15 protein-coding genes are annotated in these 23,797 nt (G+C 69.3%); 5 read left to right on the top strand and 10 right to left on the bottom strand.

The genetic code is table 11. The annotated features are described in order from the left end of the window. Window positions 1-4: 4 nt before the first annotated feature. From VFK57_03115 to VFK57_03095, 5 genes are all read right to left on the bottom strand, one after another. Window positions 5-2,695, bottom strand: a complete 2,691-nt coding sequence (locus VFK57_03115) for a M14 metallopeptidase family protein (protein ID HET7694671.1) — start codon at window positions 2,693-2,695, stop codon at window positions 5-7. A gap of 120 nt (window positions 2,696-2,815) precedes the next feature. Then, window positions 2,816-5,389, bottom strand: a complete 2,574-nt coding sequence (locus VFK57_03110; GenBank protein HET7694670.1) for a M14 metallopeptidase family protein — start codon at window positions 5,387-5,389, stop codon at window positions 2,816-2,818. A 53-nt stretch (window positions 5,390-5,442) separates the two neighbouring features. Then, on the bottom strand, window positions 5,443-6,489 hold the full coding sequence (locus VFK57_03105; protein ID HET7694669.1) for a M48 family metallopeptidase: 1,047 nt from the start codon (window positions 6,487-6,489) through the stop codon (window positions 5,443-5,445). Between the two features lie 13 nt (window positions 6,490-6,502). Further along, window positions 6,503-10,198, bottom strand: a complete 3,696-nt coding sequence (gene smc, locus VFK57_03100; protein HET7694668.1) for a chromosome segregation protein SMC — start codon at window positions 10,196-10,198, stop codon at window positions 6,503-6,505. Between the two features lie 248 nt (window positions 10,199-10,446). After that, a complete protein-coding gene (locus VFK57_03095) occupies window positions 10,447-12,072 on the bottom strand; it encodes a S41 family peptidase (protein ID HET7694667.1) in 1,626 nt (541 codons plus the stop codon). 43 nt (window positions 12,073-12,115) lie between these two features. Between VFK57_03095 and VFK57_03090 the strand changes: the two genes are divergently transcribed. From VFK57_03090 to VFK57_03075, 4 genes are all read left to right on the top strand, one after another. Further along, a complete protein-coding gene (locus tag VFK57_03090) occupies window positions 12,116-12,427 on the top strand; it encodes a TatA/E family twin arginine-targeting protein translocase (protein HET7694666.1) in 312 nt (103 codons plus the stop codon). A gap of 9 nt (window positions 12,428-12,436) precedes the next feature. After that, complete coding sequence (gene tatC / locus VFK57_03085; GenBank protein ID HET7694665.1) at window positions 12,437-13,240, top strand: twin-arginine translocase subunit TatC; 804 nt, start codon at window positions 12,437-12,439, stop codon at window positions 13,238-13,240. A 141-nt stretch (window positions 13,241-13,381) separates the two neighbouring features. Beyond that, window positions 13,382-15,106 (top strand): OmpA family protein, encoded by a 1,725-nt coding sequence (locus tag VFK57_03080; protein HET7694664.1) that lies wholly within the window; start codon window positions 13,382-13,384, stop codon window positions 15,104-15,106. 93 nt (window positions 15,107-15,199) lie between these two features. Beyond that, window positions 15,200-16,210, top strand: a complete 1,011-nt coding sequence (locus VFK57_03075) for a hypothetical protein (protein HET7694663.1) — start codon at window positions 15,200-15,202, stop codon at window positions 16,208-16,210. A 6-nt stretch (window positions 16,211-16,216) separates the two neighbouring features. Here VFK57_03075 and VFK57_03070 read toward each other — a convergent pair whose 3' ends face one another. The 3 genes from VFK57_03070 to nadB are packed head-to-tail and all read right to left on the bottom strand — an operon-like array spanning window position 16,217 to window position 20,545. Next, the gene (locus tag VFK57_03070; protein HET7694662.1) at window positions 16,217-17,566 is read right to left on the bottom strand and encodes a hypothetical protein; all 1,350 of its coding nucleotides are present in this window, start codon (window positions 17,564-17,566) and stop codon (window positions 16,217-16,219) included. Window positions 17,567-17,588: 22 nt separating this feature from the next. Then, window positions 17,589-19,052, bottom strand: a complete 1,464-nt coding sequence (gene proS / locus VFK57_03065; protein ID HET7694661.1) for a proline--tRNA ligase — start codon at window positions 19,050-19,052, stop codon at window positions 17,589-17,591. A gap of 5 nt (window positions 19,053-19,057) precedes the next feature. Next, window positions 19,058-20,545 carry an L-aspartate oxidase gene (gene nadB / locus VFK57_03060; GenBank protein HET7694660.1) on the bottom strand — a complete coding sequence of 496 codons (1,488 nt, stop codon included), beginning with the start codon at window positions 20,543-20,545 and terminating at the stop codon, window positions 19,058-19,060. 19 nt (window positions 20,546-20,564) lie between these two features. On the opposite strand from nadB, the gene aroB reads away from it, so the two are divergent. Further along, window positions 20,565-21,647: a 3-dehydroquinate synthase gene (aroB, locus tag VFK57_03055; protein HET7694659.1), complete on the top strand. Its 1,083-nt coding sequence runs from the start codon at window positions 20,565-20,567 to the stop codon at window positions 21,645-21,647. A 184-nt stretch (window positions 21,648-21,831) separates the two neighbouring features. On the opposite strand, the gene VFK57_03050 is transcribed toward aroB, so the two are convergent. Then, entirely contained in the window at window positions 21,832-23,208 is a 1,377-nt protein-coding gene (locus VFK57_03050; protein HET7694658.1) for a sigma-54 dependent transcriptional regulator, read from the bottom strand. 14 nt (window positions 23,209-23,222) lie between these two features. Further along, complete coding sequence (locus VFK57_03045) at window positions 23,223-23,780, bottom strand: hypothetical protein (GenBank protein ID HET7694657.1); 558 nt, start codon at window positions 23,778-23,780, stop codon at window positions 23,223-23,225. Between the last annotated feature and the right edge of the window lie 17 nt (window positions 23,781-23,797).

Below are 23,797 nucleotides of genomic sequence, written 5' to 3'. Positions count from 1 at the left end.
GCGATCATTTTCCTGTCGACGAGAACAGTGCCGCGTTGAACAGCACCTTGAACGTGCCGAACGGCTGGCCGCGCCAATTCGGGCGGAACCCGAGCAGAATCACGCGGCCGCGATCCACCTCGACGTCCAGCGCCGCGGCCTTGCCCTGCAGGTTCTTCTCGCCGATCAGATATCCCGACAGGAGCGGCGACCCCGAATCCTGATAGCGGGCCAGCACGCGCCCGTTGAAGCCGTCGAGCGTCTCGAACACCGGGCTGCTGTCAGCGAACACCGCCGTCTTCTCTTCGAGGCCCGCCATCACCTGGTGGCTGCGATCGACGAGCACCTCCACGATCGTGCCGTGCATGAAGAAATCGTCGGAGCGCATGCCCGCGACCGCGTTCCTCACCGGGAGCTTGAACTGCTGAATCGCGAACGAGCTGGCGGCGTTCACACAGATCAGCGTGCCGCCGCCGCGCACGAACTGCTCGAACGTGGCCAGGTCCGCCGCGGTCAACCGGGTGGCGTACTCGGGACGCACCTCGCGCCCCGCGCCGCCGCCGCGGCCGCCCTGACCCCCCGCCGCCGCCCCCGCCGAAGAACCGCGTCCGCCCGCCGCCCCCTCGACCGGCAGCCGCGCATCGTCCGCCAGGATCACGGCGTCGACTCTTCCGGAGAGCGGCGTCCTGAAATCGGCGGGACGGAGCGTCACGTACTCGAACCCGTACTGCTCGAGCAGCCAGCGCGTCCACCCTTCGTCCATGCTGCCGCTCCACGGGCGGAACAGGCCGATGCGCGGCTTCGCCACTGCGGATGCGCCGGCCGCGGCTCGTTGCGCCACCAGCGCGAGCGACTTGACCAGCGCGTCCTGCTGCGGCTGCGTGAGACCGGACACGAGATAGCGGCCGTCCGCGTAGTGCACCGAGCCGCCGCTCGCCCACGCGCGGTTCAGCGCGCGGTAGGTGTTGTTCTGTGCCGGATCGAGCGCCAGGGCCGCGCCCTCTCCGGTGATGCGGCCGCCGGGCGGCACGATGGCGGCGGCGCCGGGATGGGTGTCGAAGCCTGCGCCGGGCACGCTGTCGTAGGGGGCGGCATCCCGATCCGCGGAGCTGTAAGGGACCGGCTTGACCTTCACGTCCGGCGGCGGACCGAGCAGCTTCATCTTCGTGCGCACGTCGGCGGACAGCGGCGTGGACGCGGCGGCGACGCGAATGCCCATCTGGAGCGGCAGCGTCCATCCGGCGGCGTCGTACGGACGTTCCGGCGGTCCGCCCGGATACTGACGCAGATCCGGATAGCGCTGCACGTCGAGCACCTCGCGCGCCATGGCCGCGAATTCCTGATCCGTCGGCACGATCCACGTGCCTGCCGGGTAGGCCACGCCGTCGATCGACGCCGCCTCGGTCAACTGCGACACGCGGACGCCGCCGAAGGCAAGACGGCGCAGCAGTTCGACCGGCGCGACCGGATCCCGCTGCTGCTGCGGAACGACGTAGGCGTACGGCGGCTTCGTCGCGCCCAGCGCGACCTGATCGCGCCCGGCACGATACCGGTTCATCAGCAGTGAGTCCTTGTACTTCGCCGCGAACTCGATCGTGGCGAGCGACGCCGTCTCCATGTACTCGACCGCGTCGCGGAGCCGCCACCACCCCGGTTTCCACGGGCTCGAGTACAGGCTCTGCGGCCGCAGGTCGCGCATGTTCTGCGGGAAGTCGTCGATCGTGTACTGGCGCGGCGTGGCATACGAGAACAGCGCCGTCTCGGTCCAGTACGCCGCCACGTTCTTGAAAATCGGCGCGTAGTCGATGTAACCGGGATACCACGCGTCGAAGGCGCGGCCCATGTGAGTCGCCCCTGGCTGGCCGTTCTCGTCGAGCGCCTTCGCGATCGCCATTCCGATCATGTTGATCTCGCGCGCGATGACCGGCGGCGCTTCGACGCCGACCGGCTCCGAGAACGGCGGCAGCCAGATGCGGGTGGGAAACGGCCCGACCTGGTGGTGCACGTAGACGATCTGCGGCTCCCACTGCCGCCAGGTGTGCTCGATGGCGCGCGACTCGATCATGTTGAGCATGTAGGCGTCGCGGTTGTTGTCGTGGCCCACGTACTCCTGATAGAGCTGCGGCAGCGGAGACAATTCGTACGGCGTGCCGACGTTCTTCATGTACCACTCGGCGACCATCTGCTGGCCATCCGGATTGATCGTCGGCCACAACATCAGCACGACGTTGTCGAGCATGGCTCTGGTCGCCGGCTCATTGGCCTTGCGCAGCAGGTCGTAGGCGAGAAGCGGCGCGTGCTGCGGCCCGGCCACCTCGGTGGCGTGCAGCCCGCCGTCGATGTGCACCAGCGCGACGCCTTCGGCGGCGAGTTTCTGCGCCTCCGCGTCGGTCAGTCCCTGCGGATGCGCGAGCCGCTGCCAGATCTCGCGGTGACGATCCAGATTGGCCAGGTTCTGCGGGCTGGAGATCAGCGCGAAGTACATGGTCCGGCCCTGCGTCGTCTTTCCCGCTTCGAACAGCTTCAGGTGGCGGCTGGCGTCCGCGAGCTGCTTGAAATACTCGATCGACTGGTCGTAGGTGGCGAGCTTGTAGTCGGCACCGGCGGTGAAGCCGAAGATCGACTCTGGCGCCGGAACCGCGCCGCTGCGGCTCTGGGCGACAGGGGTCGAGGCGAAGAGCGCGAGGGCGAGCAGAAGTGCTGTCGGCGTACGCATGGCGGTGAGCAGGATTGTATCTGCAAGGTGGCGAGACAACCGGCAACGGGTTACTGGCAACTGGTTACTGGTAACTGGTTACTGGCAACTGGTTACTGGCAACTGGTCACTGGCAACTGGTTACCGGCCGCCGGCGACCAGCGCGTTGAACAGCAGCTTGAACGTGCCGTGCGGCTGGGCGCGCTGCAGGATCTCGGGCCCGTACAGGATCACGCGCCCCTTCCCCAGCCGCGCCTCGATCGCGAGGATGCCGCCGTCCAGGTACTTCTGCCCCCACGCCCAGCCGCTGCGGAGCGGCGCCGCCGAATCGAACCGCGCGAACGCACGGACGCCGGCGGCCTCGGCGCCGGGCGCCAGCTTGAAGACCGGGCTGTTGTCGAAGAAGACATCCGTCCGCTCCTTCATGCCGGCGGCGAGCGGGTGGCTGGTATCGACCCTCGCCGCGAGCACGGAGCCCGGCACGAAATACGTCGACGCCGGCAGCGGCTCGCCATTCTCGACGAGATGGTTCTCCACCGGCAGCTTCAACTGCGCCGCGAGATTCATCGCCGCGTCGCTGATCGCGACGACCGTTCCGCCGTTCTCGGCGAAGGCGCGGATCTGCGGAATCGTCTTGTCCGTGGTGACGCGTCCGAGCTGACTCCGGTACTCCGCGGGAATCGTCTGCGGATCCGGTCCCGCGGCGCCGCCGCCTCGTCCCGTCTGTCCTGAGCCTGCCGGCGGGCGGCCGCCCGCGGGAGACGGCGGCGCCGGGATCGCACCGCTCGGGAAGATCAGGACGTCGTACTTCGCGTTCAGATTCCCCGCGTCCAGTTCGGGCGCGAACACGCGCGCGAAGGGGAACTGGAACTGTTCGAGGATCCAGCGGGTCCAGCCCGACTCCATCGACCCGCCGTACTGGTCCCAGAGCGCGATGCGCATGCCGCGCGCCGCAGCGGACGCGGACGCCTTCGACGCACGGTTCATCGCCAGGAAACAGTCGTTCTGCGTCCTGCTGCACGGCACCGTCACGCGCGGCACCGGCACGTTCCACTCCGTCACCTTCTCGAAGGGGCCGCTGAATCCCTCGAGCACCCGGTCGAACTCGATGCCCATCTGGTAGGCCAGCGTCCAGCCGGCGTTGTCGTACGGCCGCGTCGGCGGCGCCCCGGGATACGGAATGACGTTCGGATGATCCTGCGGCTCGAACATGTCGAGCACGTGCGGACGGAACGCCTGATTGGTGAAGACGACGAAGGACCCCGCCGGATAGGATTTGCCCGCTGCCTGGAACGGCGCCGTGGCGCGATGCACCGCGACGTTGACCTCGCGGAGCGCGTTGATGAACTTCACCGCCGTGGGAAAGTCCGGCTGATTCGCCGGAACGACGAAGGCGCGCGGGTCGCGGAGCTCGGGCCTGCGGAGCGCCGCCCATGCGGCGGCGTCCGCCTCCGGGTTTCCACCCCCGCGACCTCCCTGGCCCGAGGCCGGCAGCGCGTTGATGCGCGACGGGGACGGCGTCCAGTAATCGCCGCTGCCTCGCTCGATCGATCGCTGCCCCATCTTGTAGATGTTGAACAGCAGGTTCTCGCGGTTGCGCGACGCGTAATCGAGCACGCCGCGATTGAACGACAGCGAGTAGTCGATCGACTGCCTGAACCGCCATTCCTGCGGCGCGATCGGATACGGCAGGTCGCGGCTCGGGATCTGCCGCTGCGCCACCAGCGGAATCCGCATCGGCGTCGGGCTGCCGATCGTTTCGGTCAGGATGGCGATGATGTTGTGGAAGTTCCCGGTGTTGCGGATGCCGCCGTTCCACCAGCCGTCGTAGGCGCCGCCCGAGGCCATCGTCGCGCCCGGCTTGCCTTCCGCGGCGAGCCACTGGTGCATGTGGGTGCCGAGCGCCTGCAGGCCGAGGATCAGGAGCGGATCGAGGTTGTAGTTGTAGGGATCGCGCTGCGGCGAGGACCAGACGACGGTGCCCGCCGGACCGCTCTGATGGTGGTTGTAGAGAATCTGCGGCAGCCACTCGTGGTAGAGCACGCGGTTGATGTTCTCGGTCTCCGGCTGCGTCGACGCGAAGAAGTCGCGGTTGTTGTCGTGGCCGATGTATTTCTGGTAGAGGCGCGGCAGGTTCGCCAGCGAGCGCTGGCGCGGATCCGCATTGCGCATGTACCAGTCGGCGACCAGATCGTTGCCGTCCGGGTTGGCGTGGACGAACAGGATGATGCAGTCGTCGAGGAAACGCCGCGTCTCCTCGTCGTCACGGCTGGCCATCTCGTAGACCATCTGCGCGAGCTGCTGCGCGCCGAGCGTCTCGGTGGCGTGGAGCCCGCCGTCGATCCAGACGACCGCCTTCCCCTCCCGGGCGAGCGCCCGCGCCTGATCGTCGGTGAGCCCCTCGGCCAGCGCCAGCCGCCGCGAGATGTCGCGATACCGCGCGAGGCTGCGGTGATTGCGAGGCGAGGTGACGATCGCCATCCATTGCGTGCGGCCTTCCGCGGTCTTCCCCATGTCGTGGAGGACGATCCGATCGGACTCCTTGTCGAGCGTCTTCCAGTAGCTTTCGATCTGCGTGTAGTTGGCGAGCTGGTAGTCGTCGCCGAGCGCGAAGCCGAGCGCCTGCTCCGGAGTGGTGATGCCCGGACGTTGGGCGTGGAGCGACAACGCTGCCAGGAGCAGAATGGCGCAGCCCACAGTCGTTCGACGCCGCATGGGGCTGCATTCTATGCCACCGGTAAGCCCCCCCGGGCCGGGCGTCCGCGATCCTAGCTGCCGGCCTGCCGCGCCGCCGCAATCCGTTCGTCGATCGTGGGGTGGGTGTGGAAGAACCAGCGGACCGGCGGCGACGGATCCGTCTCCGCCAGGTTCTGCGCCCCGAGGCGGCGCATCGCCGAGATGAACGCGTCGTGCCGGCCGGTCAGCGCCAGCGCGAACCGATCCGCGCGCCGTTCGTTGTGGCGGGACCACGCCGTGCCGATCGGCGTCAGGGCCAGCGAAACGGCGCCGGCAGCCAGCACCAGGAGCGGCAGCGACGCCGGGTCCGCCAGCTGGTAGCCGGCGGCGCGGATCGCGACGTGGCCGATCAGCAGCGCGGCGGCGACCACCCCCGTCTCGAGGGCGAGGGCGCTCCACAGATCGTGGTGGACGTGATGCGCCAGCTCGTGCGCGAGGATCACCTCGATCTCGTCGTCCGAGTACTGCTGCAGCAGCGTGTCGGAGAGCAGGATGCGGCGCGTGCGTCCCGCGCCGACCAGCGCCGCGTTCGCCCTCGTCGTCTTTTCGCCGAGCCCCCACTCGAAGGCGCCGAGCACGCGCACACCCGCCCGCTGTGACAGCAGCATCAGCCGCTCGCGCAGCGCCTCCCGCTCCAGCGGCCGGAACCGGTAGAACAGCGGCATCAGAATCACCGGCGCGAGGCGTGACAGCAGCATGCCGGCCGCGGCAAAGAAGATCGCGGATACGCCCCACCACGCGGCGCCGGCGGCGCCCATCGACCAGTAAACGGCGAACGCGGCGATCTCCGAGAGCGCGAGACCGAGCGCGAACGCCTTCAGGTGATCGCGCAGCCAGGTCGCAAAGGACTCGGACGTGAGCCCGTACCTGCGATCGAGCACGAAGCTCTTGTAGACGGTGAAGGGGAAGGTGACCGCCTCGCCGCCGGCGGCAAGCACGGCGACCGCCGCGGCGAGCGGCAGGCCGGCGGCCCATCCAGTGAGCGCGAGCGCGCCCAGCCACGCGGCGGCCGCGATCGTGGACACCACGCCCGCCTGCCGCCGCAGGCGGTGGTAGCGAGCGCCTCGGTCTTCGTTCACGCCCGCCCGGGGCTCAGTTCAACTGTACGGAGATCAGCTTCGAGACACCCGGCTCTTCCATCGTGACGCCGTAGAGCCGGTCCGCGATCTCCATCGTCTTGCGGTTGTGCGTGATGAGGATGAACTGGGTGTGATCGTTCATCCCCTGCAGCATCTCGACGAACCGCCCGATGTTCGCATCGTCCAGCGGCGCGTCGATCTCGTCGAGGAGACAGAACGGGCTCGGCCGGTACTTGAAGATGGCGAACATCAGCGCCATCGCGGTCAGCGCCTTCTCGCCGCCCGAGAGCAGCTGGATGCTCTGCAGCCGCTTGCCCGGGGGGGAGGCGATGATGTCGATGCCGCTCTCGAGGGCGTCGCTCTCGTCGAGCAGCACGAGCCCCGCCTTGCCGCCGCCGAACAGCGTCGTGAAGGTCCCTTCGAAGTTCTGGTTGATGATGCGGAACGCTTCCTGGAAGCGCTCGCGGGTGGTCTTGTCGATCTTGCGGATGGCGTCGTTGGTCGACGCGATCGCATCCACCAGGTCCTTGCGCTGAGCGGTGAGGAACGTGTGGCGCGACTCGAGATCGTCGAACTGATCGATGGCCATCATGTTGACGGCGCCCATGCGGTCGATCTTGGCGCGCAGGTCCGCCACCATCTCGTCCGGCGTCAGCGTGCGCGATACCGCCGGCGCGTCGACGGGCTCGGCCGCCGGCGCCGGCGCCGCGCCTTCGAGCTCCGCGGCGTCCGGCGTGTCCTCGACTGCCTTGGGGCTCGCGAGCAGGCCGTCGGCTTCCATCTGCGCCACTTCGGCGGCGACGTCATCGAGCGACGCCTGCGTGTTCTCCTGGCAGGAGGACGCCAGGTGCGAGAGGTCCGACTCCGCGGTCGCGCGCTGCACCTCGAGCTGCCCGGCCTCCTCGCGGACCGACTCGAGCGCCCGGCGCGCTTCACGAATCCGCAGCTCCTGCTCGTCGAACACGGCGCGCAGCGCCTGCGACGCCTCGTCGGCGGTCCGCACCGCCTCCTTCAGCTCGTCGAACGTGCGGAGTCCTTCGTCCAGTTCCCGCTCCGACGCCGCGATGGCGGCGCGCAGATCCTCGCGGCGGGCGGCATTGCGCTGCAGCTCGGAAGCGCGGGCAACCGCGCGCTCCGCGAGCTCGCGGGCCGCCTCCTCCAGCCGCTGCACCTCGATCGCCAGCGCGCTGGTGCGCTCGACGAGCGCGGCGTGCGACGCCTTGGCTTCGGCGGTGACGCGGGCCTGCTGGCTGGCGGACTCGCGGGCCTCGAACAGCCTGCGCTGCGCCGCCGAGAGCTGCTCGTCCGCGGCGCGCTGCTCGGTCTCGATCCGCTGGATCGACTGGCGCGCTTCCTCCGCGCGCTGCTCCTGCGCGCGCAGCTCCTCTTCCGCCGTGCGCCGCTCGATCGCGATCTGCTCCTGCTTGCGCGCCACGCGCTCGGCGGCATCCCCCGCCGCCGTCACCTGCAGATCGAATCCGACGATCGCCTTTTCCTGGCGGTGCAGTTCTCCCTGCACCGACGCGATCGCCGATTCGGCGGCGGCGATCGCGACGTCGAGATTGCCGGCCTCGTCACGCATGCGCGCGAGCACCGCCTCGAGCGACTCGGCGCGCTCGCGCAGCTCCTTGATCTCGCGCTTGGTCGTGAGGATGCTGCGCGCCTCGCCGGGCGTGCCCCCCTCGACGCGGCGCGCGCCCCGGAACACTTCTCCGTCCGGCGTCGCCGCGATGCCGCCGGTCTCGATCGCGTAGGCCACCGCGTCGCCGCGAGAGCCGGCGAGATGGACGTCGGCGATCAGCGCCCGCACCGCCTCGGCGGGCGACTCGCCAACCACGAGGAACCCGACCCGTCCGGCGCCGCGCTCGCGCGCGAACGCGAGGCCCGCCGCCGCATCGTCATGGGTGCGGACGACGACGTACTGAAGCAGGTCGCCGAGGGCCGCGTCGACCGCGCGCTCGTGCTGCTGTTCGACCTCGACGTAGTCCGCCACCGAGCCGAGGTGCGGCACCGCCTCGCCGGACTCCGCCAGGATGACGCGCGCCCCTTCGCCGTATTCGGCGCGCGCCGCGTCGAGCTCCTGGAGCGACGTCAGCCGCGCCGCCACCCCGGCGAGATCGTGCTCGCGGGTCCGCAGCTCGCGGGCCAGCGCCTCCCGGCTGGCGCGCGCCACCGACAGCTCCGATTCGCGTCCCGCGCGCTCGACGTGCAGCGTCTCCATCGACGCGCGGGACCGGCGCAGCGACTCCTCCGCGGCGACCCGCTCGCCGGCCGCCCGCTGCGCCTCCACCTGGAGATCGTTCCGCTCGACGTCCAGCTTGGCGAGCTGCTCGCCGATCCGCGCCCGCGCGGCCGCGGCATGTTCCAGCGCGTGGCGCAGCGCGGTCGCGGCGTTGACCGCGGCGTAGACCTCGCTGCGCGCCGCCTCGACGTCGGCCTCGAGCCCCTCGATGTTCCGGTTGGCGATCGCGTAGCTTTCTTCTTCCTGCGCCAGCGCCTCCGCGGCGCGGGTGCGCTCCTCGACGGCGCGTGACGCCGCGTCGCGCCGCGCGTCCAGCTCGACCCGCGCCGGCTCGCGCCGCGCCTCGAGCGCCGCAATCTCGGCGTCGAGCGCCGTCGCCGCGGCCGCCAGCGACTCGACCTGCTGCTTGTCGAACGCGACCTGCTGCTGCAGCCGGCCGATCGACAGCTCGCGGGCATGCGCCGCCTCGCGCGCCGCCGTCGTCCGTGCATCCGCCTCGGTCAGCTCCAGCCGCAGCCGCTCGAGCGACGCTTCCACCTCGGCGACGTGCGCCGCCGCCGCGGCTTCCCGCGCGCGGGCGTCGGACAGGCGGGCGCGCGCCGACTCGATGGCGGCGCCCAGCAGGCGGTAGCGCTGCGCGAACTGGACCTTCTCCCAGCGCCGCAGCTCCTCGCGCAGGCGCTTGTAGCGGCGCGCCTTCGCCGCCTGGCGCTTCAGCGCCCCCCGCTGTTTCTCCACCTCGAAGATGATGTCGTCGACGCGCGTGAGGTTCTGCTGGGCCGCCTCGAGCTTCAGCTCCGCGGCGCGGCGGCGGCTCTTGTACTTCGTGATCCCCGCCGCCTCCTCGATCAACTGCCGCCGATCGGTCGGGCGCGCGCTCAGAATCTGCCCGATCTTCCCCTGCTCGATGACCGCGTAGGCCTTCACGCCGAGACCCGCATCCATCAGCAGATCCTGGACGTCCTTCAGGCGCACGACCTCGCCGTCGATCAGGTATTCGCTCTCACCCGACCGGTACAGCCGCCGCGACAGCTCGACGTCCCGCACGATCAGCGGCCCCTCGTCGACCGCTTCACCGGACGCGTCCGCCGCCGGCGCCGCCTCGATTGCCGTGACCGCCATCGCTTCGCCGACCGGCGCGCCCGCGACTCCCGCGAACATCGGCTTCTCGCGCAGCGTCGTGACGCTGCCGTTGCCGGGCACGCGCGACGCGACGCCGCTCAGCCGCAGCCGCACCTCCGCCGCCGAGGTCGGCTTCCGCGCGTCACTGCCCTGGAAGATCACGTCCTGCATGTGGTCGCCGCGCAGGCTCTTGGCGCTCTGCTCGCCCAGCACCCAGGTGATGGCGTCGACGACGTTGCTCTTCCCGCAGCCGTTGGGACCGACGATGGCGGTCACACCGGTGTCGAAGGCGAGCTCGGAGCGATCGGGAAAACTCTTGAAGCCGGCGATTTCGAGGCGGTTCAAACGCATAGTGGATAACCCGGCCGGACGTTCAGCTCCGGACACACCAATGCACGGAAGCGGCTGGGTTCGCTTCGACGCGACAGATTGTCAGGAAACGACTGGACAACGACCGAAACAGCCAGCCCCCACACCCCGCGACAGGCGAAGTGGCCCCTGGGGCCGGCGAACGGCGGTCAGTCTAGCAAGGCCCCATACCTAGGGGCAAGTACTATCCGAGAACACCAGTAATAGGTGCAACGACCAAAGCGTTAATTACCGCCCTTGCTCGCCGTCCGGTTGCGCGCGAGCTCGGTCAGCTTCACCGCCTCGCCGAACTGCGTCAGCGCGAACTGCGCCTGCGGATCCTTGGCAATCAGGTTCTTCTGCGCCTCGCCGATGCCGAAGAGCGCGACGTCGATCTCGAAGTGCATCATCGCCTTGATGAAGTCGAGGTCCCTGGCGAACGCCGCGTCGTCGATCTTCAGCTTCTGTTCGGTCTGCAGGAACGACTTGAACTCCGAGAGCATCGTGTCGGTGATCGTGAAGCCGCGCGCCAGACGCGTGCGCCCCTCGCTCGCCGCGCTCATCCGGGTGTCCCCTTCGGCGTAGAACCGCTCGGCGAAGTTCGCGAACGCGGCGCGCGCCACGAGGGAGCGGCCGAAGCGCGTCGGGTTGTATCCCTGCACCGGGCCGACGAAGAACTTGTCCGGCTCGATGCCGCCGCCGCTGTAGACCTTCCGGCCGGCGTCGGTGTATTTGAGCTGCGCCGGGTTGTGCTCGCGCTTCTCGGTCTGCTCGCGCAGCGAGTAGGTGAGGTACTCGTCGAAGGCGTTGTCCCACGGCCGCTGAATCATGCGGCCGCTCGGCGTGAAGTAGCGCCCGGTGGTCAGCGCGAGCCCGGCCCCTTCGCTGATGCGGTAGACCGACTGCACGAGCGCCTTGCCGAACGTCGTTTCGCCGACGACCAGGCCGCGATCGTGATCCTGAATCGCGCCCGAGACGATTTCCGAGGCGCTGGCGCTCTGGCGGTTGACGAGCACCATCAGCGGACCGGTGAAATCCGGCTCGTCGGTGCCGCGGTAATCCTGATCGGCGTTCTGCACGCGCCCGCGGGTGTAGACGATCATGTCGCCGCGCGGCAGGAACCGGTTGGCGATCTTGATCGCCTGATCGAGCGGACCGCCGGGGTTGTCGCGCAGGTCGAACACCAGGCGCTTCATCCCCTGCCCCTTGAGCTTCTCGAGCGCGTCGCCGACTTCCTTGTCGGACGTCTCGGAGAAGTCCCCGAGCTTGATATAGCCGGTCTGCCCGTCGAGCATGAAGGCGCCGCGGACGGTGACGATGTTGACTTCGTCGCGTTCGACTTCCATCTCGATCAGCTTGTCGTAGCCGGGACGCCGGATCGAGATATTGACCTTGGTGCCCTTCGGCCCTTTCAGCTGGCGCGCCGTCTGCTCGGTCGTCCAGTTCTTGGCGTCTTCCCCCTTCACGCGGGCGATGACGTCGCCGCGCCGGATACCGGCGCGATAGGCGGGCGAACCTTCGAACAGGGACATGACGGTGATGTCCCCGTCAATCGCCTGGATCGACAGGCCGATGCCGTAGTACTTGCCCTCCTGCCGCTCGCGCATCTGCGCATAGCTGCGGGGGTCGAAAAAGCTGGAGTGCGGATCGAGCGTCTGGAGCATTCCGCCGACGGCGTCATAGATCAGTCGGTCGGAGGCGAGGGGCTCGGCGTATTCCCGGTCGACGGCATCCAGGGCGGCAGTGAACACCCGGTACTGCTGGGCGACCTGGTCCTGCGTCACCTGCGCGGAACTGCCGAAAAACCCGCCCGCGAGGGCCGACAGGAGCACGGCCAGGGCCGCCACCGACAAAAACCGGGGAGTACGCATGGATCGCATCGTAGCAGACTTTTCGGGAGTATAATCCGCGGATATGTTTGGCTCGGTCGGGGTCCCGGAACTCATCATCATCTTCACGATTGCGCTCATCATTTTCGGGCCGCGCAAGCTGCCCGAGCTGGGCAAATCGCTGGGGAAGAGCCTGGCCGAATTCAAGCGCGCCTCGAACGAGCTGAAGAATACGCTCGACGAGGAAATCCGGCTCGAGGAGCGCCGCAACGCCACCCTCGAGGAGGAGCGCCGCAACGCCGAACGGCAGGCGGCCCCGGTCCACAGCGAGGCTCCACCCGCCACTGGCACCGACGACCACCTGGGCACCGTCCCGCGCCAGAACGGCACTGCGTAGCGTCCAGCCATGGCGCTCGTTCCTTTTCCCAGCGCCACGCCGGGTGACGACGATCTCGAGGCCGAGTCGTTAGACGAGACCGGCGCGAAGATGTCGTTTCTGGAGCATCTCGACGAGCTCCGGAAACGGCTCATCTACATCGTCTACTCCCTGATCGCCGGCTGCGTCGTCGCCTACGTGTTCATCGGCAAGATCTTCGACTTCATCATGCGGCCGATGCAGCAGGTGCTGGGGCCGTCCGCGCACCTGCAGTACACGAGCGGCGCCGAGCCGTTCATGCTCTACGTCAAGATCGGCTTCCTCGTCGGCATCTTCCTGGCGTCGCCGTTGATCCTCTGGCAGGTCTGGAAGTTCATCGCCCCCGGGCTGTACACGCACGAGAAGAAGTTCGCGATCCCCTTCGTCGTCATGTCGACGATCTTCTTCACCACCGGCGGCCTGTTCGCGCACTACATCGCGTTCCCGTGGACGTGGACCTTCTTCGGGAGCTTCGCGAACGACTACATGATCTTCGTGCCCAAGGTCGACGAAGCGTTCTCCATGTACAGCAAGATGATCCTGGGCTTCGGCCTGATCTTCGAGATGCCGACGCTGGTCTTCGTGCTGGCGCGAATGGGAGTGATCTCGGCGCGCTTCCTGATGAAGTATTTCAAGTACGCGTTCCTCGCGATCTTCATCGTGGCGGCAGTCATCAGCCCGGGGACCGACATGATGTCGCAGGTCATGATGGCGGCGCCGATGATCGTGCTCTACATCCTCAGCATCGGCATCGCGTTCGTGTTCCAGCGCCGCCGGCTCCCTGACGCGGACTGACGGCGACCAGCTTCCAGCTTCCAGCTTCCAGCTACCGGCTACCGGCTGCCGGCTACCGGCTTCCGGCTGTGTCGGGGGTTGTGTTTGTTTTGACACAGATCGGGCGAACCTCTACCATGGCTACAGATGAGGTGTCGGATTATGAGACGGTTCCTGTCCCTTGGAGCGTCGCTCCTGGCGCTCCTGGCTGTGTCGGCGACGGCGGCGGCACAGGCGCCCGCCACGACCGCCCCTGACGCGCCGCCGGCGGCCACGGAGACCCGGCCAGCCACCACCACCTTCCTCGGTGACACGGGACTCTGGTACGTGCCTACCGCCGAGATTCTGCCGCACCGCAAATGGTCGCTCAGCGCGTATCGCGTCAACTTTGACGACGACCAGGGATTCACCGACGTGTCCAACTGGCCGGTGACGTTCGGGATCGGGGTCAAGGATCGTCTCGAGCTGTTCGGCTCGCTGGTCGTCGTCAACCGCATCGATCGGGACGTGCGTCCGCTGTTCCTGGCGTCGGCCAGCGGGTCGGCGCTGGAGGCCAACCGCCAGGCGGGCGGATTCGTCGTGCAGAACCCGCTCGCGCGGCGAGCGTGGAGCGGCAACAACGTCGGCGATCTGTGGCTCGGCGGCAAGATCAACCTGCTGTCGGAATGGCGGCAGCAGCCGGCGGCATTCGCCCTGCGGCTGATGGTCAAAGCGCCGACCGGCGATACGGAGAGCGGCGCGGGCACCGGCAAGGCGGACTTCGCGTTCGACGCGATTCTCAGCAAGGAGCTGAACGCGCGCGTCGAGCTGTCCGGCTACGCCGGATACATCGTTCGCGGCGAGCCGGACGAAGTGGAGGAGACCAACGGCTTCCGCTGGGGCGCCGGCGCCGCCTTCCCGTCACGCCGGGCGCTGCGCGTCACTGCGGAAATCGATGGCGAAGCCTATGCGAACCGGTCGCTGAGCACCAGGATGCTGCTGCTCGGCGAAGACGGCTCGTTCGCCCCGGCGAACTTCACCTACGAGATGAAGTCGCCGGTGAACGTGAATCTCGGATTGACCTGGCAGCATCGGAACGGCTTCTTCGCCGGGGCGGGCTGGACGTGGCGCGCCACCACGCGATCGCGCGACGAGTTCCTGCGCCAGTTCACCAACGGCGCCGGCGATCGCATGGACGTCGTCGGGCGCATCGGCTACCACCCCGGCGCGCGCGTGTTCGTGGCGCCCGCACCGCCGCCGCCTCCGCCGCCACCGCCGCCAGCGCCGCAGAACCGGCCGCCGACGGTACGGGCGTCGTGTCAGCCCTGCACCGTGTTCGTCGGCCGCACGTCGACGGTCGCGGCAGACGCGCAGGATCCGGACGGCGATGCGCTGACGTACGCCTGGAGCGCGCCCGCGGGCTCGCTCACGACCGCGGCGGCGCGGCAGACGCCGTGGACGGCGCCGATGGTCGAAGGCCCCGTGCCGGTCACGGTCCGCGTCAGCGACGGCAAGGGGGGCTCGGCGTCGGACGTGGTCACCATCCAGGTGATGCGCGAGGCGGTGAAGGAAGTGGTGTTCGAGGACGTCCACTTCGATTTCGACCGCTACAGCCTGCGGCCGGAGGCGACGCGCGCGCTGGACGAAGCGGTGCGAGCGCTGCAGGAGAACGCCGGGCTGCGCCTCGAGATCGAGGGGCACACCTGCAACATCGGTACGGCGGAATACAACCTCGCGCTCGGCGAACGCCGCGCCGCCGCCGTCCGCGAGTATCTCGCCAGCCGCGGCATCGGGGCGGATCGGCTGCGCACCGTCAGCTACGGCGAGGAGCGCCCGAAGTTCGACAACGCGCGCGAAGAGACCCGGCGGCTGAACCGCCGCGCCGCGCTCGTGGTCAGAATTCAATAAATTTGGAAATCTGGAAATCTGGAAATTTGGAAATGTGAAATCGGGTAACTTGGAGATTTCCAAATTCCCAAATCTCCAAATTTCCAAATTCCAATGCCTATCCGCCCGTCCGCCAACGCCGAGATCCGCCAGTTGATCTCGGCGCTTGGCGGCGAGGACGAGGTCGGGCGTGAAGCGGCGGTCGCGCGGCTGGCGGTCATCGGGGAGCGGGCGGTCGAACACCTGCTGCAGGAATTCCCCGGGGCGACGGGACGGACGCGCGCCGGGATGCTCCGCGCGTTCGAGGCGGCCGGCGATCCGCGCGCGCTCGCGCCGGCCCGCGCCGCGCTCGAGGACAACTCCGCCGCCATCCAGATCGCGGCGATCTCCGCCATCCGCGCGTTTCTCGGCGCCGAGCAGCCCGATGCCGCGCGCGACGCGCTCGACGCGATCGTGGCCGTCGCCCTCGATCGCCGCCGCGCCGCGATCGTGCGCATCGCGGCGTACGAGGCGCTCCGCGATCTCCCCGGCGACGTCCGCTCGCCGGTGCGCGATCTGCTCGCGACCGACCCCGACGCGGACGTCAGCGCGCACGTCGCGGGGACGCCCGGCCGCGACGACGCGACGTGGCGCGATGCGGTGGCCGGCCGGCTGCCGGCGTCGCCGGGGGCGCTCAAGGCGGCCCTGGCCGCCGTACGCTCCACGGCAAAGCTGACCGACCTTCAGCGGCTGGTCGATCACCTGCGCGCGCACGAGCAGCGGGAAGCGGATCGGGTGCGGCGGGAGGAATGGCGCGCGGTGCGCGGGGCGGTGCATCAGGCGCTGGCGTCCCGCAACAGCCGGCTGGCGCTCTACGATCTGCGCGACAGCCTGCTCGGCGCGGACCGCCTGCCGGTGACGTTCCTGGCGGCGCTCGAGGAAATCGGCGACGCGAGCTGCCTCGAGCCGCTCGCCGCCGCCTACGACGCGTCGTCGCGCAGCAGCGACACCTGGTGGCGCGAGCACGTCGCCGCCGCGTTCCGCGCCATCATGCAGCGCGAGGGACTCACCCGCCGTCATGCGGCGGTGAAGCGCACGATGTCGCGCTGGCCGGACGCGGCGGCGGATCTGCTCGGACGCCTGTAGCGATCGCTACCGCTGCCGGCAGAGATCGAGCCCGGCGCGGGCGCCGGCGTGTCCGGAGTACAGGCGCAGCACCGCGTCGTACTCCGGCCTGGCGCGATCGCACCGGCCGATCTCGCGGAGCAGCTCGGCGTACCCCCAGTGCGCCTGCCACGCCCCCGGCGCGCGCCGCACCGACTCCTCCCAGAGGTCCGCCGGACGAGACCAGAGCTCGTTGCGCCGATAGGTCGCGACGGCAAGTACGAACAGCACGGCGGCAAGCGCGAAGCGAATGGTCCGTCCGCTGGCGACGGCGCGCCACGTCACCGACGCCACTGCCAGCAGCAGCCCCGGAGCGGCGAGATACAGCCGATGCTCCGCCATCGCGTCGCGGACCGGCACGAGAATGGTGGGCGCGAGCGAGCCGACGAACCACACCGCGCCGAATGCGGCGAGCGGACGGACGTGGCGCTGCAGGACGGCAACGCCAATGGCGGCGGCGAGCGCGGCGAACGCCACGATCGACACGGGATCGAGCGGCGACGTCACCCAGTGGACGTCGTGGACGATCGCCTGGCCGCGGGGGACCAGCAGCAGGGCGAGATACCGCCACACGACGCGGCTCTCCGTCAGCACGTTGGCAAGCAGCCCGCGTTCGGGGACGACGGCCATCGGCGAGGCGATGGCGTGCCAGGCGGCGGCAGTGACGACCGCCAGCGTCGCCGGCGCATAGATGCGCGCCGCGCGCACCGGCCAGCCCGGATCGCGCAGGACCCAGGCATCGAACGCCAGGACGACGAGCGGCAGCGCCGCGGCGGAGGAGCTCGATCCGATCGCGAGCGCGCCGAAAGCCGCCGCGAGCATGCCGGCCTTGCGGTCGCCGCGAAGGATCGCGCGCCGGGCATAGGTCAGCGCCGCGAGGGAACCCGCCGCCGCCAGCAGTTCAGACCGGGCGGTCACGTATCCGACAGCCGCGGCCATCACCGGGTGCACCGCGAGCACCGCCGCCGCGAAGAACGCCGCCCAGTCCGGCGACGGAAACGCGGCAGTCCCGGATCTGTCCCCGGTCTGAGCGGCCGCCCCCAGCGTCCGGGTGCACCAGCCGTAGAAGAGGGCGACCACCGCGATGTGGAGGACGGTGTTGGTGACGTGGAAGCCGAAGGAGCTGAAGCCCCAGAACGCGCGATCGACCGCGAACGAGAGATTGGTGACCGGCCGCGCCGCGTTGTAGAGCAGCGCCGCGCGCCAGTCCCACGGCGCGATCAGCGATTGGTTGAGAAGGACCGTGTCCCGATCGTCGAACACGAACGGGATGTCGAGGGCGTTCTGATACACCAGCGCGGCGAGGGCGCAGGCCAGCAGGCCCAGCGCCGCACGCACCGCCGCCGTCCACGACGGTTTCCTAATACGCCTTGGCGAACCAGGCCTCCGCCGGCGACGGCTTGCCGCACTTCACGCAGGTGCCGCGCACCTCTGCGCCCGCGAACGGAATGTTGCGCAGCGTCGCCTGCGTGTCCGCCTTGATCTGCGCCTCGCAGTCCGCGCTGCCGCACCAGCCGGCAATCACGAAGCCGGGCCGGCCGTCCATCACGCTCTTGAACTCGTCGTAGCCGTTCACCCGCGTGGTGTGTTCGTCGCGGAAGGTGCGCGCGCGCTGCAGCAGCACCGCCTGGATCTCCTCCAGCTTCGCGGCGAGCGCGTCGGCGAGCCCTGCCATCGGCAACGATTCCTTGGTGCGCGTGTCGCGCCGGGCCACCATCACGGCGGACTTCTCGATGTCCTTGGGGCCGATTTCGATCCGCAGCGGAACGCCGCGCAGCTCCCATTCGGCGAACTTCCAGCCCGGCGTCTGCGAGTCGCGGTCGTCGAGAAACACCCGCACGCCGCGGCCGCGCAGCGCGGCCTGCAGCTCCCTGGCCTTGGGAAGCACCGTCTCCTGCCAGTTGCCGCGGGGGATCGGCACGATCACCACCTGATAGGGCGCGATGCGCGGCGGCAGGATCAGGCCGTTGTCGTCGCCGTGCGTCATGATGACGCCGCCGATCAGCCGCGTCGACACGCCCCACGACGTCGTCCAGGCGTGCTGCAGCGTCTTGTCACGCCCCTGGAACTGGATACCGAACGCCCTGGCGAAGTTCTGCCCGAGGTTGTGCGAGGTGCCCGCCTGGAGCGCGCGGCCGTCGCCCATCAGCGCCTCGATCGAGTACGTCCGCGACGCGCCGGCGAACTTCTCCGATTCGCTCTTCTGGCCGTCGACGACGGGCATCGCCAGCTCGGTCTCGGCGCACTCCTTGTAGAGCGCCAGGATCTTCAGCGTCTCTTCCTGCGCTTCCTCGGCGGTCTCGTGCGCGGTGTGCCCTTCCTGCCAGAGAAACTCGGTGGTGCGCAGGAACGGGCGCGTGACCTTCTCCCAGCGGACGACGTTCGCCCACTGATTGATCAGCACCGGCAGATCGCGCCACGACTTGATCCACTTCGCGTAGAGCGTGCCGATGATCGCTTCCGACGTCGGACGCACGACGAGCGGCTCGGCGAGCACTTCATCGCCTCCCTTGGTGACCCACGCCACCTGCGGCGCAAAGCCCTCGACGTGCTCCTTTTCCTTCATCAGGAGCGATGACGGGATGAAGAGCGGGAAGTAGGCGTTGACGTGGCCGGTTTCCTTGAACCGCTGGTCGAAGGCCTGCTGGATCAGCTCCCAGATCGCGTATCCGTACGGACGGATCGCCATGCAGCCCTTCACCTCGGTGTAGTCCGCCAGCTCGGCGCGGCGGACGACGTCGAGATACCACTGCGAGAAGTTCTCGGATTGCGGCGTGATCTCGGTCACCCCGCCCTTCTGCTCTCCCTGTTTCTGATCTGCCATAAGTCTCAGCCAACAGTCTCCATGATCCGGTGCTTCCACCGGAAATCGTCCCGGTCCGGGAAGTCGAGCCGGAAGTGTCCGCCGCGGCTCTCCTCGCGTCGGAGCGCCGCCCGCGCGATGAGCCGTCCGACGGTGATGACCGGGTCCTCGTCGGCCTGCATCGCGCCGAACCGTTCGAGCGCGGTCCGGAGCCCGTTCGCCGTGCGGAACAGGCCGGCGTGCTCCCACATCAGCGTACGGGCTGATTCCGCGTCGGGCCGATCGCCCACCTGAAGGCTGGAGCTGCCTGCGGCCTCCAGTCCGGCCGCGCTGCCGATGCCGGCTGCCGCCCGCATTGCCAGCCCCGCGCGCGCGCCGAACACCAGGCCCTCCAGCAGCGAGTTGCTCGCCAGGCGGTTCGCCCCGTGAACCCCCGTGCACGCCACCTCGCCCGCGGCCAACAATCCCGGCAGCGTCGTGCGCCCGTCGACGTCCGTCACCACGCCGCCCATGAGGTAATGGGCGGCTGGTCCGACGGGAATGCGGTCGGTCGCCAGATCGAGGCCGGCGCCGCGGCACGCCTCCGAGATCAGCGGGAAGCGGGCGTGGACGAACGCCGGGTCGAGGTGCTGCAGCGTGAGGTACACATCGCGCCCGGTGCGCTGCGCCTCGCGGACGATGCCGCGCGCGACACGGTCGCGCGGCGCGAGATCCCCGGCCGGCTCGTACCGCGTCATGAACGCGTCGCCGTCCGCGTTGATCAAACGCGCTCCTTCTCCGCGCAGCGCCTCCGAGAGCAGGAACCGCGGCTGCCCCGGCATCTTCAGCGCGGTCGGGTGGAACTGCACGAACTCGAGGTCCGCGACCGCCGCGCCGGCGCGATACGCCATCGCCACGCCATCGCCGGTGGCGACGGCCGGATTGGTCGTCTCGCTGAACACCTGGCCCGCGCCGCCGGTCGCGAGCAGGACGCGCGGCGCCCGCACCGCGGCGCGCCCCCCGCCCTCCTGCACGAACTCCACGCCGGCGCAGCGCCCGTTCTCGACGATCAGGGACACCGCACGCGCGTGGGCGTGGATGCGGACGTTCGCGATCGCGGACACGCGCTCCCACAGCGCCCGGCCGATCTCGCGTCCGGTCGCATCCTGCGCGTGGAGCACGCGGCGCTCGCTGTGCGCCGCCTCGAGCGCCAGCGCCGGCTCGCCGTCGGGGCCGCGATCGAATCGCGCCCCCCAGTCCATCAGCTCGCGCACGTAGCGCGGGCCTTCCTCGACGAGCACGGCGACCGCGCGCTCGTCGCACAACCCGTCCCCCGCCGCAATCGTGTCTGCGTGATGCCTGGCCGGACTGTCGTCACGGCCGACCGCCGCCGCGATACCGCCCTGGGCATATCCGGTGTTGCCGGCGCGCGGGCCCGCCTTGGTGAGGACGAGCACATCGCCGGCGCCGTCGAGCGCCGCCGCCGCGCGCAGCGCCGCGATCCCGCTGCCGATAATCAGAAAATCGGCCCGCAATTTCAGTATCGTATCATCCGTGCTTCTCGAGGTCGGCAGCCGCAGCGGGCGCTACGGCATTCACATCGAGCCCGGCGCGGCCGCCACCCTCGCCGCGCGGCTCGCCGAGGCGCGCGTGCCGGCGCGCCGGTTCATCGTCTCGAACACCACGGTCTGGCGCCTGCACGAGCCGGCGTTCGCCGGCGTGACCCCCGAGGAGCCGATCCTGCTCCCCGACGGCGAGCGGTACAAGACGCTGCAGACGGTGGGCCGGATCTACGACGCGCTGATTCGCGCCCGCGCGGATCGCGCCAGCACGCTCATCGCCGTCGGCGGCGGCGTGCTCGGCGATACCGCCGGATTCGCCGCCGCGACCTACCTCCGCGGCATACCCGTCGTGCAGGTCCCGACGACGCTGCTCGCGCAGGTGGACAGCGCCATCGGCGGGAAGGTCGGCGTCAATCACGCGCTGGGCAAGAACCTCATCGGCGCGTTCCATCCGCCGGCCGCGATCGTGATCGATCCGCTGCTGCTGGCGACGCTGCCCCGCCGCGAGTTCCGCGCCGGTCTCTACGAGGTGATCAAGTACGGCGTCATCGCCAGCGCTTCGCTCTTCGAGCGGGTCGCCGGCACGCTGCCGGCGCTGTTCAACCGGGATCCCGACGCGCTGATGCCCGTCGTCACCGAGTCCTGCCGGATCAAGGCCGCCATCGTCGAGCAGGACGAGCACGAGACCGGCATCCGCCGGACCCTGAACCTCGGACACACCGCCGGCCACGCGCTCGAGGCGGTCACCAGGTACCGGCGCTTCCGCCACGGCGAAGCGGTGGCCTACGGGATGCTCGTGGCCGCCGAGATCGCCGTCGCGCGCGGGACCATGCCCGCCGCCGACCGCGAAGCGCTCGCGGCGCTGATTGTGAAGATGGGGCCGCTGCCCGCCATCGCCGACATCCCCGTCGAGGAGATCCTCGAGGCGATCACGCACGACAAGAAGATCGTCGCCGGGCAGTTGCACTACGTGCTGCCGACCGGGCTCGGCGCCTGCGAGGTCGTCCCCGACGTGACGAAAACGGAGATCGAGCGCGCGCTGCGGACCCTGAAGGGAACGGAGAATGGAGGCTGACGGAGGGAACGGCATTACTGACGGAGGGAACGGCATTACCACCGGAGGAACGGAGGCAACGGAGGGAAACGGAGATCAAAAAAACTAATGAGCCTCCGTTGACCTCCGTTGCCTTCGTTCCTCCGGTGGTAATGCCGTTCCCTCCGACAACCTCCGTTGGGCAGCGGACAACCTCCGCACGTACTCAGTTCTCCGGAATACCGTGCTCCCGCAGCTTCGCGAGCAGCGCCTTGTAGCCGATCTGGAGCAGTTCGGCGGCGCGCCCGCGGTTGCCGCCGGCCTCCGCCAGCACCGCCTCGATCTTGGCTTTCTCGACCTGCGAGCTCACGCGCCGGATCACCTCGCCGAGCGACCCCGACAGATCGACGTGCGCCCACGGAGACACCGACTCCTCTTCTTGCTGGACCGGCGCGGCAAACGAGAGATTCAGGTGCCGCGGAAAGACGGTGTCGCCGTCGGCGAGAATTACCGCGCGCTCGATGCAGTTCTGCAGCTCGCGCACGTTCCCCGGCCACCGATAGGTCGTCAGCACCTCGAGCGCTTCGGGCGAGAGAGCGAGCGGTCTCTTCTTGAGATCGCGGCAGAACCGCTCGACGAAGAACCGCGCGAGCACCGGGATGTCCCCGGCGCGATCGCGCAGCGGCGGAACAGTGATCGGGAAGACTGAGAGACGGAAGTAGAGATCCTCGCGGAACCGCTTTGCCGCGACCGCCGCGCGCAGCCCCTTGTTGGTGGCGGCGACGAGCCGGACGTCGACCTGGACGTTCGCGGTGCCGCCGACGCGTTCGAATCGCCGCTCTTCCAGCGCCCTCAGGATCTTCGCCTGCAGCCCGATTGGCAGGTCGCCAATTTCGTCCAGGAACAGCGTGCCCCGGTGCGCCATCTCGAACTTGCCGAGCTTGCGCTGCACCGCGCCGGTGAAGGCCCCCTTCTCGTAGCCGAACAACTCGGTCTCGAGCAGGTTTTCGGGGATGGCGGCGCAATTGATTGCCACGAACGGCGCGTCGGCGCGGGGGCTCAGCGCGTGCAGCGACCGCGCGAACACTTCCTTGCCGGTGCCGCTCTCCCCTTCCAGCAGCACCGTCGCGTCGGTCGCCGCGGCCCGCTGCAGCGACGCGAAGATCTTCCGCAGCGCCGGATCCTCGCCGACCATCTGCGGCGCGCCGCGCCGCACGGCGAGCTCCTCCTTCATCAGGAGGTTCTCGGTGACGATGCGCCGCTGCTCGAGCGCGCGCGACACCAGGAGCATCAGGTGGTCCGGGTCGACGGGCTTGGCCAGGAAGTCCATCGCCCCTTCCTTCATCGCCGCGACCGCGTCTTCGATGCTGCCGTACGCGGTCATCACGATGACCGGGATGTCGGCGTCGACCTCCTTGACGGCGCGGAGCACGCCGAAGCCATCCCCCTCGGGAAGCCGCAGATCGGACAGGACGACGGCGGGCTGCGCCTGCTGGAGCAGACGCACGGCCTCAGGCTGGTCGCGCGCTTCGAGGACGGCATGGTCCTGCCGCTCCAGCGCATGCCGCAGCATGGTCCGGAGCGAGTCCTTGTCCTCGACGATGAGGATTTGCGCTTTCAGCGGAGCCAGCCGGGGGGCACGCCCGCGCGGCGGGCTTCCTCTTCGATTTCGACGATGAGCTTCTTCGCCTTCTCGATGTCTTCAGAGACGCGCGCCAGCTCGGCGAGCGCCTTCTGCCGGTCGTCGGCGACCTTGGCGCGCTGATACGGATCGTCGCGGGCGGCGAAATCGGCGGTGAGCGCGTTGATGCGCGACTGGAGCGCTTCCTTGAAGGCTTCGTTCCGCCGGATGTCCTCACGCGCCGCGGTGATGCGGCCGCGCCAGTAGGCTTCGTCCTTCGCAGGCTCGGCGGGCTTCTTCTCGTCGACCTTCTGCGGCTCGGGTTTCGCCTCTCCGGCTTTGGCGTCGGCCTTCGCCGCTTCGTCCGCCGGTTTGCCCGGCGTGCCGGACGGCGGCGGCACCTGCTTCAAATCGTCGTTGGTGTAGGTCTTCTTCGCGGGCGGCGTGGTCTTCTTCCGCGCCTGCTCCCGCTTGGCGAGCTCCCCGAGCGACTGGGCAGACGCCGGCATGGCAACGAGCAGCGCGGCGGCAAGCAGCGTCCAGGACAGCTTCATCGACCTTTCTCCTTGGG

The sequence above is a fragment of the Vicinamibacterales bacterium genome, from assembly GCA_035699745.1.
GTDB lineage: Bacteria > Acidobacteriota > Vicinamibacteria > Vicinamibacterales > 2-12-FULL-66-21 > JAICSD01.
Note: the sequence above shows the minus strand (reverse complement) of the source record. Positions and strands in the feature narration are given on the sequence as shown.

Bases quoted from the DNA above. Each gene is read 5' to 3' on its own strand.
- VFK57_03080 (HET7694664.1), top strand. From the start codon at position 13,382: ATGAGACGGTTCCTGTCCCTTGGAGCGTCGCTCCTGGCGCTCCTGGCT.
- VFK57_03045 (HET7694657.1), bottom strand. From the start codon at position 23,780: ATGAAGCTGTCCTGGACGCTGCTTGCCGCCGCGCTGCTCGTTGCCATG.
- VFK57_03115 (HET7694671.1), bottom strand. From the start codon at position 2,695: ATGCGTACGCCGACAGCACTTCTGCTCGCCCTCGCGCTCTTCGCCTCG.
- tatC (HET7694665.1), top strand. From the start codon at position 12,437: ATGGCGCTCGTTCCTTTTCCCAGCGCCACGCCGGGTGACGACGATCTC.
- proS (HET7694661.1), bottom strand. From the start codon at position 19,052: ATGGCAGATCAGAAACAGGGAGAGCAGAAGGGCGGGGTGACCGAGATC.
- VFK57_03090 (HET7694666.1), top strand. From the start codon at position 12,116: ATGTTTGGCTCGGTCGGGGTCCCGGAACTCATCATCATCTTCACGATT.
- VFK57_03110 (HET7694670.1), bottom strand. From the start codon at position 5,389: ATGCGGCGTCGAACGACTGTGGGCTGCGCCATTCTGCTCCTGGCAGCG.
- VFK57_03075 (HET7694663.1), top strand. From the start codon at position 15,200: ATGCCTATCCGCCCGTCCGCCAACGCCGAGATCCGCCAGTTGATCTCG.
- VFK57_03095 (HET7694667.1), bottom strand. From the start codon at position 12,072: ATGCGTACTCCCCGGTTTTTGTCGGTGGCGGCCCTGGCCGTGCTCCTG.